The sequence below is a fragment of the Pseudomonas sp. RC3H12 genome, assembly GCF_018596375.1.
Taxonomy (GTDB): Bacteria; Pseudomonadota; Gammaproteobacteria; order Pseudomonadales; family Pseudomonadaceae; genus Aquipseudomonas.
This window is the reverse complement of record NZ_CP075595.1, coordinates 3,580,889-3,594,840: the sequence shown is the minus strand read 5'-3', so window position 1 is coordinate 3,594,840 and position 13,952 is coordinate 3,580,889. Positions and strand designations below refer to the sequence as shown.

General features: G+C 62.2%; 14 protein-coding genes. 5 read left to right on the top strand and 9 right to left on the bottom strand.

Going from position 1 to position 13,952, the window contains the following annotated elements:
• Positions 1-108 precede the first annotated feature (108 nt).
• The 3 genes from glpR to KHO27_RS16340 form a co-directional block, all read right to left on the bottom strand.
• Positions 109-864: a DNA-binding transcriptional repressor GlpR gene (gene glpR, locus KHO27_RS16350; protein WP_023629017.1), complete on the bottom strand. Its 756-nt coding sequence runs from the start codon at positions 862-864 to the stop codon at positions 109-111.
• Positions 865-1,012: 148 nt separating this feature from the next.
• Positions 1,013-2,512: a glycerol kinase GlpK gene (gene glpK / locus KHO27_RS16345; protein ID WP_110701957.1), complete on the bottom strand. Its 1,500-nt coding sequence runs from the start codon at positions 2,510-2,512 to the stop codon at positions 1,013-1,015.
• A 79-nt stretch (positions 2,513-2,591) separates the two neighbouring features.
• Positions 2,592-3,443 carry an MIP/aquaporin family protein gene (locus KHO27_RS16340; RefSeq protein WP_110701959.1) on the bottom strand — a complete coding sequence of 284 codons (852 nt, stop codon included), beginning with the start codon at positions 3,441-3,443 and terminating at the stop codon, positions 2,592-2,594.
• A 305-nt stretch (positions 3,444-3,748) separates the two neighbouring features.
• Here KHO27_RS16340 and ybaK point away from each other — a divergent pair, with 305 nt between their 5' ends.
• Together ybaK and KHO27_RS16330 are read left to right on the top strand one after the other, a co-directional pair.
• The gene (gene ybaK, locus KHO27_RS16335) at positions 3,749-4,219 is read left to right on the top strand and encodes a Cys-tRNA(Pro) deacylase (protein WP_110701961.1); all 471 of its coding nucleotides are present in this window, start codon (positions 3,749-3,751) and stop codon (positions 4,217-4,219) included.
• 99 nt (positions 4,220-4,318) lie between these two features.
• Entirely contained in the window at positions 4,319-5,098 is a 780-nt protein-coding gene (locus tag KHO27_RS16330) for a PhzF family phenazine biosynthesis protein (protein ID WP_214500486.1), read from the top strand.
• 79 nt (positions 5,099-5,177) lie between these two features.
• Here the strand turns inward: KHO27_RS16330 and KHO27_RS16325 are convergent, their stop codons facing one another.
• Together KHO27_RS16325 and argF are read right to left on the bottom strand one after the other, a co-directional pair.
• On the bottom strand, positions 5,178-6,287 hold the full coding sequence (locus KHO27_RS16325) for an ABC transporter ATP-binding protein (protein WP_110701965.1): 1,110 nt from the start codon (positions 6,285-6,287) through the stop codon (positions 5,178-5,180).
• A complete protein-coding gene (gene argF / locus KHO27_RS16320) occupies positions 6,284-7,204 on the bottom strand; it encodes an ornithine carbamoyltransferase (RefSeq protein WP_046854449.1) in 921 nt (306 codons plus the stop codon). Before argF ends, KHO27_RS16325 begins: the two co-directional genes overlap by 4 nt.
• Positions 7,205-7,569: 365 nt before the next feature.
• On the opposite strand from argF, the gene KHO27_RS16315 reads away from it, so the two are divergent.
• Complete coding sequence (locus tag KHO27_RS16315) at positions 7,570-9,678, top strand: molybdopterin oxidoreductase family protein (protein ID WP_214500485.1); 2,109 nt, start codon at positions 7,570-7,572, stop codon at positions 9,676-9,678.
• A gap of 91 nt (positions 9,679-9,769) precedes the next feature.
• Positions 9,770-10,105 (top strand): Grx4 family monothiol glutaredoxin, encoded by a 336-nt coding sequence (gene grxD, locus KHO27_RS16310; protein WP_110701969.1) that lies wholly within the window; start codon positions 9,770-9,772, stop codon positions 10,103-10,105.
• Between the two features lie 267 nt (positions 10,106-10,372).
• Here the strand turns inward: grxD and bfr are convergent, their stop codons facing one another.
• Positions 10,373-10,846, bottom strand: coding sequence for a bacterioferritin (gene bfr, locus KHO27_RS16305; RefSeq protein WP_046854451.1), 474 nt, complete (start codon positions 10,844-10,846; stop codon positions 10,373-10,375).
• 200 nt (positions 10,847-11,046) lie between these two features.
• The gene (locus KHO27_RS16300) at positions 11,047-11,268 is read right to left on the bottom strand and encodes a bacterioferritin-associated ferredoxin (protein ID WP_046854452.1); all 222 of its coding nucleotides are present in this window, start codon (positions 11,266-11,268) and stop codon (positions 11,047-11,049) included.
• Between the two features lie 213 nt (positions 11,269-11,481).
• Between KHO27_RS16300 and KHO27_RS16295 the strand changes: the two genes are divergently transcribed.
• Positions 11,482-12,084: a peroxiredoxin gene (locus KHO27_RS16295; protein ID WP_003254945.1), complete on the top strand. Its 603-nt coding sequence runs from the start codon at positions 11,482-11,484 to the stop codon at positions 12,082-12,084.
• Between the two features lie 69 nt (positions 12,085-12,153).
• On the opposite strand, the gene rnt is transcribed toward KHO27_RS16295, so the two are convergent.
• Positions 12,154-12,765 (bottom strand): ribonuclease T, encoded by a 612-nt coding sequence (rnt, locus tag KHO27_RS16290; protein ID WP_225933324.1) that lies wholly within the window; start codon positions 12,763-12,765, stop codon positions 12,154-12,156.
• Between the two features lie 59 nt (positions 12,766-12,824).
• A complete protein-coding gene (pyrC, locus tag KHO27_RS16285; RefSeq protein ID WP_110701971.1) occupies positions 12,825-13,871 on the bottom strand; it encodes a dihydroorotase in 1,047 nt (348 codons plus the stop codon).
• Positions 13,872-13,952: the final 81 nt, after the last annotated feature.

Below are 13,952 nucleotides of genomic sequence, written 5' to 3'. Positions count from 1 at the left end.
TGAACATTTGCGAAAAGGCAGGGTGTCGATTTGCAAGGCAGAGATCAAGTGCCGCCGGGACGGTACTCGACCCAGCGGTACGCAAGGGGCGGGGCGAGGCCCTTGGTCTCAAACCACGTCGAGGCGGATCTTGTACTGGTTGAGCAGTTGGGTCAGGGCCGGGGAAGGCGCCTGGTCGGTCACCAGGCAGTCGACCAGGCTGATCGAGCCCAGGCGAACCATGGCATTACGGCCGAACTTGCTAGAGTCCGCGGCCAGTAGCACCTGGCGAGCATTGGCGATGATTGCCTGGGATACCCGTACTTCCTGGTAGTCGAAGTCCAGCAGGCTACCGTCCTCGTCAATGCCGCTGATGCCGACCACGGCGAAATCTACCTTGAACTGGTTGATGAAGTCGACGCTCGCCTGGCCGACCACGCCACCGTCGCGGCGTACCGTGCCGCCGGCCACCAACACCTCGAAGTCGTCCTTGGCCGCCAGGATCGCCGCCACGTGCAGGTTGTTGGTGATGACTTTCAGGTGATTGTGGTTGAGCAAGGCGCGGGCGATGGATTCGGTGGTGGTGCCGATGTTGATGAACAGCGAGGCATGATCGGGAATCTGCCGGGCCACGGCGTCGGCGATGCGTTGCTTCTCGTCGCGCATCTGGTCGGCGCGCATGGCGTAGGCGGTGTTTTCGATGCTCGAGTCGTAGGCGGCACCACCATGGTAGCGGCGCAACAGGTTGGCTTCGGCGAGCTGGTTGATATCGCGGCGGATGGTCTGTGGGGTGACGACGAACAGCTGCGCCATTTCCTCGATGCTGACATAGCCGCGTTCGCGGACCAGCTCGAGGATTTGTTGTTGGCGTGGAGGCAGATTCATGGGCGGTCCTTTGGGGCAGCCGGACAAATTCTGCAATGATGCCGTAGGTCGTGGTGTAGGACCAGTCTGGTTAATGCGTAAAGGCTTACCGCGGGGCAAGTCGCATCGGCGGTACGCCGCTGCGACTTGCCCCGCGATGCTTGTGGGATCAGTCGTCGTGATCTTCCCAGTCGCGGGTGCGATCGACAGCCTTGCGCCAGCCCTTGTACAGCTTCTCTTTGGCCGTTTCGTCCAGTTGCGGGCTGAACTCGCGCTCGATGATCGCCTTGTCGCGCAGCTCGTCCAGGCCGCTCCAGAAACCGCAGGCCAGGCCCGCCAGGTAGGCCGCGCCCAGCGCTGTGGTTTCGCGCATTTTCGGACGCTCGACGCAGGTGCCGAGAATGTCGGCCTGGAACTGCATGAGGAAGTTGTTGGCCACCGCGCCACCGTCCACGCGCAGTTCGGACAGGCGCTGGCCGCAGTCCTGCTGCATGGCGTCGAGCACGTCGCGGGTCTGGTAGGCGATCGACTCAAGGGCGGCACGGATGATGTGGTCGACCTTGACGCCACGGGTCAGGCCGAACAGCGCGCCGCGGGCGTATGGGTCCCAGTAGGGCGCACCCAGACCAGTGAAGGCTGGCACCAGGTAAACGCCGTTGCTGTCCTTGACCTTGCTGGCAAAGTACTCGGTATCGTAGGCATCGTTGACGATCTTCAGTTCGTCGCGCAGCCACTGCACGGTGGAACCACCGTTGAAGACCGCGCCCTCAAGGGCGTAGGCCACTTCGCCACGCGGGCCGCAGGCGATGGTGGTGAGCAGGCCGTGGGACGATTGCACCGCCTTGTCGCCAGTGTTCATCAGCAGGAAGCACCCGGTACCGTAGGTGTTCTTGGCCTGGCCGGGTTCCACGCACATCTGGCCGAACAGCGCCGATTGCTGGTCGCCGGCGATACCGGCAATGGCGATGCCGCTCTTGGTATGGCCGTAGACTTCGGACGACGGACGAACCTGGGGCAGCATCTGGCTTGGGATGCCGAGGATATCGAGGAGCTTTTCGTCCCATTGCAGGCTGTGGATGTTGAACATCAGCGTGCGCGAGGCGTTGGTGTAGTCGGTGACATGCACCTTGCCGCCGGAGAATTTCCAGATCAGCCAGGTATCGATGGTGCCGAAAAGCAGCTCGCCACGCTCGGCGCGCTCGCGCACGCCCTCGACGTTATCGAGGATCCACTTGAGCTTGGTGCCGGAGAAGTACGGGTCGGTGACCAGGCCGGTTGCCTCGCGGATGTACTGCTCATGGCCGTCGCGCTTGAGCTGGGCGCAGATCTCGGTGCTGCGCCGGCATTGCCAGACGATGGCGTTGTACACCGGGCGCCCGGTTTCCTTGTCCCAGACAACGGTGGTTTCGCGCTGGTTGGTGATGCCGATGGCTGCGACCTGGGCGTGGCTGATGCCGGCCTGGGCCAGGGCCTCGACCATGGTCGCGCTCTGGGTGGCGAAGATTTCCATCGGGTCGTGCTCGACCCAGCCCGCCTGTGGGTAGTGCTGGGCGAACTCACGCTGCGAGGTGCCCACCACGTTGGCGTCGCGATCGAAGATGATGGCGCGCGAACTGGTGGTGCCCTGGTCCAGGGCGATGATGTAGTTCTTGTCCAGGGTATCGGTCATGTCGGTGGCCTTGCACGAATATGGGAGTAGGTCAGGGCGTGGCGGGCGCCGGCCTTGCGGTCCGGGCCCGGCGCTGGCATCAGGAAACCTGGGTGTCGCCCTGAGGATTATCGTCTGTCTGCTGGGTCACGGCTTGTGTCGTCGGCAAGTTGCGGGCGATCAGCCCGCGGTACAGGGCCGCGCCCAGGCTGGCACCGAGGATCGGCGCAAACACCGGCACCAGGAAATACGGAATATCGCGCCCGCCGGTGAGGGAAATTTCACCCCAGCCGGCCAGGAAGGTCATCAGTTTAGGCCCGAAATCGCGCGCCGGGTTCATCGCAAAGCCGGTCAGCGGGCCCATCGCGCTACCGATCACGGCGATCAGCAGGCCGATCAGCAGGGGCGCGGTGGCGCCGCGGGGCAGGCCATTGTTGTCGTCGGTCAGGGCCATGATCACCGCCATCAGGATGGCGGTAATGATCACTTCGACCAGGAAGGCCTGCCCGGTGGACAGCGCTGGATGCGGGTAGGTGGAGAACACCGAGGCCAGCTCGAGGCTGGCCTGGCTGCCACGCAGCATGGCGTGGCTTTGTTCGAAATCGAAGAACAGGTTGCTGTACAGGAAGTACACCAACGCGGCGCCGCAGAATGCACCGCACACCTGGGCGAGCATGTAGAACGGCAGCTTGCGCTTGTCGAAGCCGGCGAATACGGCCAGCGCGATGCTGACTGCCGGGTTCAGGTGCGCGCCGGACACACCGGCGGTGAGGTAGATCGCCATGCTCACCCCGACCCCCCAGATGATGCTTATTTCCCACAGGCCGAAGCTGGCACCGGCGACCTTGAGCGCGGCGACACAGCCGGTACCGAAGAAGATGAGCAGGGCAGTTCCGAGAAATTCGGCCAGGCACTGAGCGGATAGCGTGGGTTGTCGTAGAGCAGTCGTCATGTATGACCTCGGTTCTTGTTGTTGTGAGGCGCTGGGCGCTCGACAGCAAAAAGCCCGGAGTCGATCCCCATTGACGCCGGGCGGGTACAGGAAGCGCACCGTATAGGTGCACCATTTATTCATAAACGAAAAAATATAGACAAGAAACGCTGATGTCAAAGGTCGAAAATGAACGCGCGGCCACATTCTGACTGCCATGACGCGTGGTGAATCCACGGCCGCTGCTCTAGGCTGGGTCCTGCGCTGGCTGCCCCGGCGGATTTACCCTAAAGTACCGGGCGACTTGTGATCGCCTGGAGCCGTTGATGACCCCCGCCCTGGACCTACTGAAAAAGGCGCGTGCCGAGCACCGCGTGCACAGCTACGAACATGATCCGAAATCCGCATCGTACGGTCTGGAGGCTGCGGAAAAGCTCGGCCTTGACCCATTGCGCGTGTTCAAGACGCTGCTCGCCAGCAGCGAAAAAGGTGAGCTGCTGGTGGCGGTGGTGCCGGTGGGCGGGACGCTCGATCTGAAGGCGCTGGCGCACGCGGCCGGCGTGAAGAAATGCGAAATGGCCGACCCGCAGGCTGCCCAGCGCGCCACGGGCTACCTGGTTGGTGGGATCAGCCCGCTGGGACAGAAGAAGCGCCTGCGCACTTTCATCGACCAATCCGCGCAACAACATGAAACGATTCATGTGAGCGCTGGCCGCCGCGGATTGGAAGTGGAACTCGCCGCAGTAGTTCTCGCTGCCCATACCCAGGCACAGTTCGCTGAGATCGGTCGCGGCTGATCATCTGTACTGATTCAAATTCCACGACTCTGTCACTGTTCGGTCCAGGCGCCTTGCTCCATGCTCGAGGCCTTTTCCGCCCTACACAGGAGTCGTGGCATGCAGCTGCATTTTCATCAGGTCGATGCGTTCAGTGACCGGCCCTTTGCCGGCAATCCGGCCATGGTCTACCACCTGGAGCAGTGGCTCGACGATGCGCTGATGCAGCAGATCGCCGCCGAGCACAACCTCGCCGAAACTGCGTTCGTGGTCGCTGAAGGAGAGGGCTACCGGATTCGCTGGTTCACCCCCGCTACCGAAGTGCCGCTGTGCGGTCATGCCACCCTCGCCAGTGCCCATGTGCTGTTCGAGGTTTATGGCGAGCAGAAGCCCCGTCTGGACTTTCAAAGCCTGTCCGGGCCATTGAGCGTGACGCGTGAAGGGCGCCACCTGTGGCTCGATTTTCCGCGAATCAATGCGCAGCGCTTGACTGAGCCGGTGGCTGTGGCCGAGGCGTTGGGGTGCGAGGTGCAGGAGATTTACCAAGCCAAGGAGTTGCTGGTGGTACTGGCTTCGGAGCAAACCGTGCGTACCTGCACGCCAGACATGGTGGCGTTGGCGAGACTGCCGGGTTTGGGCGTGATCGTAACGGCGCCGGGTGAAGAGCACGATTTCGTGTCGCGCTATTTTGCACCGAGTATCGGAATCCCCGAGGATCCGGTCACAGGTTCTGTTCACTGCTCGCTTATCCCTTACTGGGCGGCACGCCTTGGCAAGTCACAGTTGCACGCGTACCAGCGGTCCGCACGTGGTGGCGAGCTGTTCTGTCGCTTGGAGGGGGAGCGGGTGAAGATCGGTGGACAGGCCCGCTTGGTGGCCTCTGGTACTTTGATGGTCTGATTCAAAGTGATCGGGCGAGCCCGCCCCACGCCTGTTTACAGGATGTGGAAGCGGACTTGCCCCGCGCTGCTGTCGAACCTCAGAGCGCCGAGCCGATGCGACGCACGCCGTTCTCCTGGCGCGGTAGCTGCGCGGCAACGCTACCGGGCACCGGGAACAGCACGAGATGATCGGCGGCGACAGCGATGCCGACGTCCTGGCCGAGCAAGTGGTCGTTGTGGCTGGGGAAGATCGCCTCGAGCTGGCTGCCGGTGGGAAGCTGCAGGCGATACAAGGTCGAAGCGCCGAGGAAGCTTTTGCCGATGACCTGTGCCCGTAGCGTGCTGTCGGGGGCATGGATGATGTCGTCGGGGCGCAAGAGCACGTCCACCGAGCTTCCGGGTGCCATGGTATAGGCCCGGTTGCCCCGTAGCTCACCGAGTTCGGTGGCTACTGCTTCGTGGCTGCTCATCTGGCCGCGAATGAAGTAACCCTGGCCGATGAAGCTGGCGACGAACGGCGTTTGCGGCTCGTGGTAGAGGTTGTAGGGCGTGTCCCACTGCTCCAGGCGCCCCTCCTTGAACACCCCCACGTGATCGCTGACGGCAAAGGCTTCTTCCTGGTCGTGGGTGACCAGGATGGCGCTGGTGCCGCGGCTCTTGAGGATGTCGCGGACCTCGTGGCTCAAGCGTCGGCGCAGCTCCACGTCGAGGTTGGAGAACGGCTCGTCGAGCAACAGCAGCTGTGGCTCCGGTGCAAGCGCCCGGGCCAGGGCCACGCGTTGCTGCTGGCCGCCCGACAACTCGTGCGGGTAACGCCCGCCGAGGCCAGCCAGCTTGACCAGTTCGAGCATCTCCTCGATCACCATGGCCTGGCGCGGGTGCTTGCCGATGCCGAAGGCGATGTTCTGCGCGACGGTCAGGTGGGGGAACAGCGCGTAGTCCTGGAACACCATGCCGATCCGGCGTTTCTCCGGCGCCAGGGTGAACCCGGCGCGGGAGATGACCTCGCCGCCCAGCTGGATCTCGCCTTCGTGCACCGGCTCGAACCCGGCGATGGCGCGCAGCGTGGTGGTCTTGCCGCAACCGGAGGACCCTAGCAGACAACCGATGTCGCCCGCGTTGAGGTGCAGGTTGAGGTTCTGGACGATGCGCTGGTCGCCATAGCCGCAGGCCAGGTTGCGCAGGTTGAGCAGTAGCTGTTGACTCATGCGTGGTGGTAAGCCGGTTCTACAAGGAATTCCAGAAGGGCCTTCTGCGCATGCAGGCGGTTCTCAGCTTCGTCCCAGGCGACCGAACGGGGGTCGTCGAGCAGGTCCTGGCTGATCTCCTCGCCACGGTGGGCGGGCAGGCAATGCATGAACAGGGCGTCGGGTGCCGCCAGGTCGAGCAGTTCGCGGGTGACCTGGTAAGGCGCGAAATGCGCCAGGCGCCGTGCAGTTTCCTCTTCCTGGCCCATGGAAGTCCAGACATCCGTGGTCACCAGGTGGGCGCCGCGCACGGCTTCCTTCGGATCACGGATGATCTGCACGCGGTCGCCACCCAGCTGCAGGAAGCGCGGATCGGGCTCGTAGCCTTCAGGGCAAGTGATGCGCAATTGGAAATCGAACTGCACGGCAGCTTCGATATAGGAGTTGCACATGTTGAAGCCGTCGCCGACCCAGGCCACGGTCTTACCCTGGATCGCGCCACGGTGTTCGAAGAAGGTCTGCATGTCGGCTAGTAACTGGCAGGGGTGCGATTCGTCGGACAGGCCATTGATGACCGGCACCTTCGAATTGGCGGCGAATTCGGTGAGGGTGCTGTGGGCGTGGGTACGGATCATCACCGCGTCGACCATGCTCGACAGCACGATGGCGCTGTCGGCGATCGGCTCGCCGCGGCCAAGCTGGGTGTCGCGCGGCGACAGGAAGATCGCCTGGCCGCCAAGCTGGATCATGCCTGCTTCGAACGATACCCGTGTACGGGTCGAGGACTTCTCGAAGATCATCCCCAGGACGCGGTTCTTCAGCGGCTCGAACAGCACGCCTCGTTTACGCAGGTCCTTCAGCTCGATGCCGCGACGGATCACGCCGAGCAATTCGTCAGCGGTGAAATCCAGCAGGGAGAGAAAGTGCCTAGCGCTCATGATTGACTACCTTATCTGCAACGTTTTGCAGGTCGACCGTATGGGTTTTGTTGACAACGGGAGTGACCTGCGGCGTAAGCCGCCTGGGGCGGACGGAATAGGGGAAGGCGCAATACTATAATTAAATGTCGCCTGAAACCAAGAGGGGAAACAGCGCCTCTGTGTCAAAGGGTGTCGTAAGCCTTTGGCGAGCAGCTGTTTTTTATTTGCTACAGAGGTTTGTACACGGCTTACCTCGATTTTGGCAAATTCGTCGTCGCGAATCGTCGGCCTGATGTCTCCCGATTCATGCCGCGAAGCGCGCTGGCATGCCCGGTAGGTGCGGCGCATAGTCGAACCTCCAGAACAACAAGGCAGAGGCGGCCATGACCAAGACCCTGCATCACCGAGCCTGTCACCTGTGCGAGGCCATTTGTGGCCTGAACATCGAAGTTACCCATGGGGCGGAAGGGCCGCCGCGGATCAGCTCGATCAAGGGCGATCCGCAGGATCCGTTCAGCCGCGGCCATATCTGCCCGAAGGCGGTCGCCCTGCAGGACATCCAGGAAGACCCTGACCGCCTGCGCCAGCCTCATCGGCGCATCGGTGACCAGTGGCAGGCGATTGGCTGGGATGAGGCCTTCGCCTTCGCCGCAGAGCGGCTGTGGGCGGTGCAGCAGGCCCATGGGCGCAATGCTGTTGCGGTCTACCAGGGCAACCCCAGCGTGCACAACTATGGCTTGATGACCCACAGCAATTACTTCCTCGGCCTGCTCAAGACCCGCAACCGCTTCTCGGCCACCTCGGTGGACCAGCTGCCGCAGCACCTGACCAGCCACCTGATGTACGGCCATGGTCTGTTGCTGCCCATCCCAGACATCGACCACACGCAGTTCATGCTGATCCTTGGCGGCAACCCCCTGGCTTCCAATGGCAGCATCATGACCGTCCCCGACGTGGAAAAGCGCCTGAAGGCGCTCAAGGCCAGGGGCGGGCAGCTGGTGGTGGTGGATCCGCGGCGAAGCGAGACGGCGTTACTGGCCGACCGGCACCTGTTCATCCGCCCCGGTGGCGACGCAGCGTTGCTGTGTGGGCTGTTGCATACCCTGTTCGTCGAGGGCCTGGCCCGTGGCTCGCACTTGCCGATCAATGGCTTGGAGCAGGTGCGCGAGGCGATCCTGCCATTCGATGCCGCCAGCATGAGCGCGTTGTGCGGCATCCCGGCCGAGGACATCCGCCGATTGGCGCGGGACTTCGGCGCTGCCAACAAGGCCGTGTGCTACGGCCGGATGGGGGTATCGACCCAGGCCTTCGGTTCGTTGTGCCACTGGTTGGTGCAATTGATCAACCTGGTCACCGGCAACCTTGATCGAGTGGGGGGGGCGTTGTGCACCGAGCCGGCTGTCGATCTGGTCGCCAGCACCTCGGGTGGCCATTTCGACCAATGGCGCAGTCGTGTCTCGGGATTGCCCGAATATGCTGGCGAGCTGCCGGTCTCGGCCTTGGCCGAGGAGATCCTCGAGCCCGGTGACGGGCAGGTACGGGCGTTGGTGACCGTGGCCGGTAATCCGGTGTTGTCCACGCCCAACGGGCGGCGCCTGGACCAGGCGCTGGCCGGCCTGGAGTTCATGCTCAGCATCGACCTCTACATCAACGAGACCACGCGACATGCCGACCTGATCCTGCCCTCCACCTCGGCAATGGAGAATGATCACTACGATTCCACCTTCAACCTGCTGGCGGTGCGCAACGTCACCCGCTTCAACCGGGCGATCCTGCCCAAACCCGAGGGGGCGCTGCATGACTGGGAGATTTTCGTAGGTCTGGCCGAGGCCTTTGCCCAACGTGCGCAGGTCGAGCTCAAGGCGACCCTGCCACCGGCACGGATGATCGACTTTGCGTTGCGCAAGGGCCCTTATGGTGATGAGTCTTCCTGGAAGCTTTCCCTGCAGATGCTCGATGAACACCCCCACGGCCTGGATCTAGGGCCGCTGGGTGCCAACCTGGCGGTACGCTTGCGCACGGCTGGCGGCAAAGTCGAAGCCGCACCGGCGGTACTGCTCGGTGACCTGCAGCGCCTGGCCCGGCAGGCAGCGCCGACGGCAGGCCAGTTGTTGCTCATCGGCCGCCGCCACGTGCGCAGCAACAATTCGTGGATGCACAACTATCATCGGCTGGTCAAAGGCAAGCCGCGGCATCATCTGCTGATGCATCCGGATGATCTGCGTCATCGCCAGTTGCAAGACGGGCAGATGGTGCGGATCCGCTCACGCACCGGCGTGATCGAAGTGCCTGTCCAAGCCAGCGAGGAGATGATGCCAGGAGTGGTCAGCCTGCCCCACGGCTACGGTCACGGCCGCCAGGGCGCACGCTTGCAGGTGGCCGGTGCGCAGCCGGGAGTGAGTGCCAATGACCTGACCGACGAGCACTTGCGTGATGGCGTATCCGGCAACGCCGCCCTCAATGGCGTACCTGTGCAAGTGGAGGCCGCCTGAGCATCGGCAAGGCCGAGCACGCCGCTCGGCTTTCCGATACAATGCGTCACCGTGCCGACGACCCAGTCGGAAAGTTCAGCCGAGGTGCTTCATGGATATCATCGATACAATCAAAGAGCAGATCGCCAACAACACCATTCTGCTTTACATGAAAGGTTCGCCGAATGCCCCGCAGTGCGGTTTCTCGGCCAAGGCTTCGCAGGCCGTGATGGGGTGTGGCGAGAAGTTCGCTTATGTCGACATCCTGCAGAACCCGGAAATCCGCGCCAACCTGCCCAAGTACGCCAACTGGCCTACCTTCCCGCAACTGTGGGTGGCGGGTGAGCTGGTCGGCGGCAGCGACATCATGATCGAGATGTTCGAAAAGGGTGAGCTGCAGACGCTGATCAAGGATGCGGCCGCCAAGGCCAAGGCTTCCGAAGCCTGATTCCGGCGTTCTTCGCCAGCATGCAAAAGCCCCGCAATAGCGGGGCTTTTTGTTGTCGTTGATCGAGCAGCAGGCGCTGTACGAAATGTGTCTGCGCGAAGGCCCGACAAGGCGAAACGGGGGGAGGAAGCGCAGTGTACTGGAGTACATGAGCATTCCGAGCCCCGTTTCAACGCAGTATGGGCGAGTGCAGATACATTTCGTACAGAGCCTAAACACCCGAAAAAAAGCCCTGCATTGGCAGGGCTCCATGTCCGGGCGTTGCAGTTACTCTTCGCCCATCTGCGACTGCAGGTAGTTCTCGATAGTGATCTTGTCGATCAGGCCCAGCTGAGTTTCCAGCCAGTCGATGTGCTCTTCCTGGTCTTCGAGGATGTCCTCGAGCACGTCACGCGAACCGAAATCGCCAGCGGTTTCGCAGTGGGCGATGGCGGCTTTCAGGTCGGCGTGGGCCTTTTTCTCAAGCTTCAGGTCGCAGTCGAGCATTTCCTTGGTGTGCTCGCCAATCATGAGCTTGCCCAGGTCCTGGACGTTGGGGATGCCTTCGAGGAAGAGGATGCGCTTGATCAGCTTGTCAGCATCCTTCATCGCCTGGATGGACTCTTTGTACTCGAGTTTACCGATCTTGTTCAGGCCCCAATCTTCGTACATGCGCGCATGCAGGAAGTACTGGTTGATTGCGACCAGCTCGTTTCCGAGGACCTTGTTGAGATGCTGGATGACGCTTACGTCGCCTTTCATGATGGGGTCTGCCCTGTAGAAGTTGAGCCAATGCAAACAAGTTTGAGCCTCGCAACTATCTATGTCAAACCTAAGTTATTGAATAATAAGTGAAAATTAATCGGAATAAGAATGTTTGTGAACTGCGTTCGAACGCTAACTTATTGAATTGCAGGCATAAAAAACCGGACACTAGGTCCGGTTCTTCAAATTTGGGGACATTACGCCGCGTTGAATTCAACGGGGTAGGGCAGGGCGGCCTGCTGGCTCAGTTGCAGCTCGGTGAGGGTCTCGCGCACCACCTGCTTGGCGAGGCAGGCGCACTTGCCGCACTGGCTGGCGACATTGGTGGCGGCTCGAACTTCCTTGTAGCTGCAGCATCCTTCGTAGATCGCATCGCGGATCTGTCCGTCGGTGACACCGACACAAAGACACACATACATAAAGGCTGACCATCGCGGGTTGATTCGATGCATTGGAGAGTAATGGTAATGAGAATGCTTGTCAAAACACATTGTGTAAGGTGCGTTCCAGAGCGACCGGCGGTTGAGATTCGGCCTGTCACGCAAAGCTGTGTATGATGGTCGGCCTTTGCTGGATCCGGGGGACGCGTTCCGCCCGGGCAAGGTTTTTCACCCCTCATCAGGAGAGATCGAATGAGCGTACTCGTTGGCAAAAAAGCCCCGGACTTCACCGTTCCAGCCGTGCTGGGCAACGGCGAGATCGTCGACAGCTTCAACCTGGCCTCGGCCATCAAGGGCAAGTACGGCCTGGTATTCTTCTACCCGCTGGACTTCACCTTCGTCTGCCCGTCCGAGCTGATCGCCCTGGACAACCGCATCCCTGACTTCCAGGCGCGCAACGTGGAAGTGATCGGCGTGTCGATCGACTCGCACTTCACCCACAACGCCTGGCGCAACACCCCGGTCAACAATGGCGGCATCGGCCAGGTCAAGTACACCCTGGCAGCCGACATGACCCACGAAATCTGCAAGGCCTACGACGTCGAGTCCGAAGGCGGCGTGGCCTTCCGTGGTGCCTTCCTGATCGACACCAACGGTGTTGTCCGCTCGCAGATCGTCAACGACCTGCCGCTGGGCCGCAACATGGACGAGCTGCTGCGCCTGGTCGACGCCCTGCAATTCCACGAAGAGCACGGCGAAGTCTGCCCGGCCAACTGGAAGAAAGGCGACAAAGGCATGAACGCTTCGCCGGAAGGTGTCGCGGCTTACCTGAGCGAGAACGCTGGCAAGCTGTAATTTGCCAAGCGCATGAAAAAACCGGCCCTGGTGGCCGGTTTTTTTATGCTTCGAGCTACAAGCGTGTGATCAGTCGTTGAAGTCGCGCCAGCCGCCCATCTCTTTCCAGCGATTGACGATGCCGCAGAACAGCTCGGCGGTCTTCTCGGTGTCGTAACGCGCCGAATGCGCCTCACGGCCGTCGAAGTCGATGTCTGCGCTCTGGCAGGCTCGGGCCAGCACGGTCTGGCCGTAGGCAAGGCCAGCGAGGGTGGCGGTATCGAAGCTGGAGAACGGGTGGAACGGGTTGCGCTTGATATCGTTGCGCGCCACTGCAGCATTGAGGAAACCCAGGTCGAAGCTGCTGTTATGCCCCACCAGGATCGCCCGCTTGCAGCCATTGGCCTTCAGCGCCTTGCGCACGCCGCGGAAAATATCGGTCAGCGCGCTTTCCTCGCTCACCGCCATGCGCAGCGGGTGATCGAGCTTGATGCCGGTGAACTCCAGCGCGGCGGCCTCGATATTGGCGCCCTCGAACGGTTCGACCCGATGGAAGTAGGTGTGCTCGGGGAATAGGAAGCCCTTTTCATCCATGCCGATGGTGACGGCGGCAATCTCCAGCAGCGCGTCGGTGGCGCTGTTGAAGCCACCAGTTTCGACATCCACCACCACGGGCAGGTAGCCGCGGAAACGCTCGGCCATCGGATGGCGCGAGCCGCTGCTGACCTGGCTGTCCTGGTCGTCTTCGTACAGATCTTCGCTCACGCGTTGTCCTCCTGCAGGCGCCAGCGCAGCGTTTCACCAGCGCGCAGGGGAATGACGGTGGTGTCACCGAAGGGCAGGCTGTCCGGCGCTGTCCATTGCTCTCGCACCAGGGTGATGGTGTCGGTATTGCGCGGCAGGCCGTAGAAGTCAGCGCCATGCTTGCTGGCGAAGCCTTCGAGCTTGTCCAGCGCGTTGCGCTGCTCGAACGCCTCGGCATACAACTCGATGGCGGCGTAGGCGGTGTAGCAGCCGGCGCAGCCGCAGGCGGCTTCCTTGGCATGCTTGGCGTGAGGCGCCGAGTCGGTACCGAGGAAGAACTTCGAGTTGCCGCTGGTCGCGGCATCCAGCAATGCAACCTGGTGGGTGTTGCGCTTGAGGATCGGCAGGCAATAGAAGTGCGGGCGGATACCGCCGACCAGCATATGGTTGCGGTTGTACAGCAGGTGCTGGGCGGTGATGGTGGCACCGACGTTGGCCGGCGCCTCGGTGACGAACTGCGCGGCGTCGGCGGTGGTGATGTGTTCGAACACCACTTTCAGGGTCGGGAAGCGCTCGACCAGGCGGCGCATGTGCTCGTCGATGAAGCGCTTCTCGCGATCGAACACGTCGATTTCACTGCGCGTGACCTCACCGTGCACCAGCAGGGGCATGCCGGTTTCGGCCAGTGCCTCGATTGCCGGGAAGATGTTGTCGATGCTGGTCACGCCGGAATCGGAGTTGGTGGTGGCGCCGGCCGGGTACAGCTTGGCGGCGTACACGATCCCGCTGGCCTTGGCGGCGCGGATGTCTTGCGGGCTGGTGCGGTCGGTAAGATACAGCACCATCAGTGGCTCGAAACGGCTGCCGGCGGGGCGTGCGGCAAGGATGCGGGCGCGGTAGGCATCGGCCTCGACGGCGTTGCGCACCGGCGGAACCAGGTTGGGCATGATGATGGCGCGGGCGAAGGTACGCGCCACGTCACCGACGGTGTGAGGCAGGACGGCACCATCGCGCAGATGGATGTGCCAGTCGTCGGGGCGCAGGAGGGTCAGGCGATCGGACATTGGAGATTCCAGGCGGGTCGAACTCAGAAGCCAATGCTACCGGAAAACCCCTGTTCGAGCACGGCTATCAAGTTTTCCGAC

Coding starts and splice junctions, on each gene's coding strand:
- glpR (WP_023629017.1), bottom strand. CDS start 864: ATGAATCTGCCTCCACGCCAACAACAAATCCTCGAGCTGGTCCGCGAA.
- glpK (WP_110701957.1), bottom strand. CDS start 2,512: ATGACCGATACCCTGGACAAGAACTACATCATCGCCCTGGACCAGGGC.
- KHO27_RS16340 (WP_110701959.1), bottom strand. CDS start 3,443: ATGACGACTGCTCTACGACAACCCACGCTATCCGCTCAGTGCCTGGCC.
- ybaK (WP_110701961.1), top strand. CDS start 3,749: ATGACCCCCGCCCTGGACCTACTGAAAAAGGCGCGTGCCGAGCACCGC.
- KHO27_RS16330 (WP_214500486.1), top strand. CDS start 4,319: ATGCAGCTGCATTTTCATCAGGTCGATGCGTTCAGTGACCGGCCCTTT.
- KHO27_RS16325 (WP_110701965.1), bottom strand. CDS start 6,287: ATGAGTCAACAGCTACTGCTCAACCTGCGCAACCTGGCCTGCGGCTAT.
- argF (WP_046854449.1), bottom strand. CDS start 7,204: ATGAGCGCTAGGCACTTTCTCTCCCTGCTGGATTTCACCGCTGACGAA.
- KHO27_RS16315 (WP_214500485.1), top strand. CDS start 7,570: ATGACCAAGACCCTGCATCACCGAGCCTGTCACCTGTGCGAGGCCATT.
- grxD (WP_110701969.1), top strand. CDS start 9,770: ATGGATATCATCGATACAATCAAAGAGCAGATCGCCAACAACACCATT.
- bfr (WP_046854451.1), bottom strand. CDS start 10,846: ATGAAAGGCGACGTAAGCGTCATCCAGCATCTCAACAAGGTCCTCGGA.
- KHO27_RS16300 (WP_046854452.1), bottom strand. CDS start 11,268: ATGTATGTGTGTCTTTGTGTCGGTGTCACCGACGGACAGATCCGCGAT.
- KHO27_RS16295 (WP_003254945.1), top strand. CDS start 11,482: ATGAGCGTACTCGTTGGCAAAAAAGCCCCGGACTTCACCGTTCCAGCC.
- rnt (WP_225933324.1), bottom strand. CDS start 12,765: ATGGCCGAGCGTTTCCGCGGCTACCTGCCCGTGGTGGTGGATGTCGAA.
- pyrC (WP_110701971.1), bottom strand. CDS start 13,871: ATGTCCGATCGCCTGACCCTCCTGCGCCCCGACGACTGGCACATCCAT.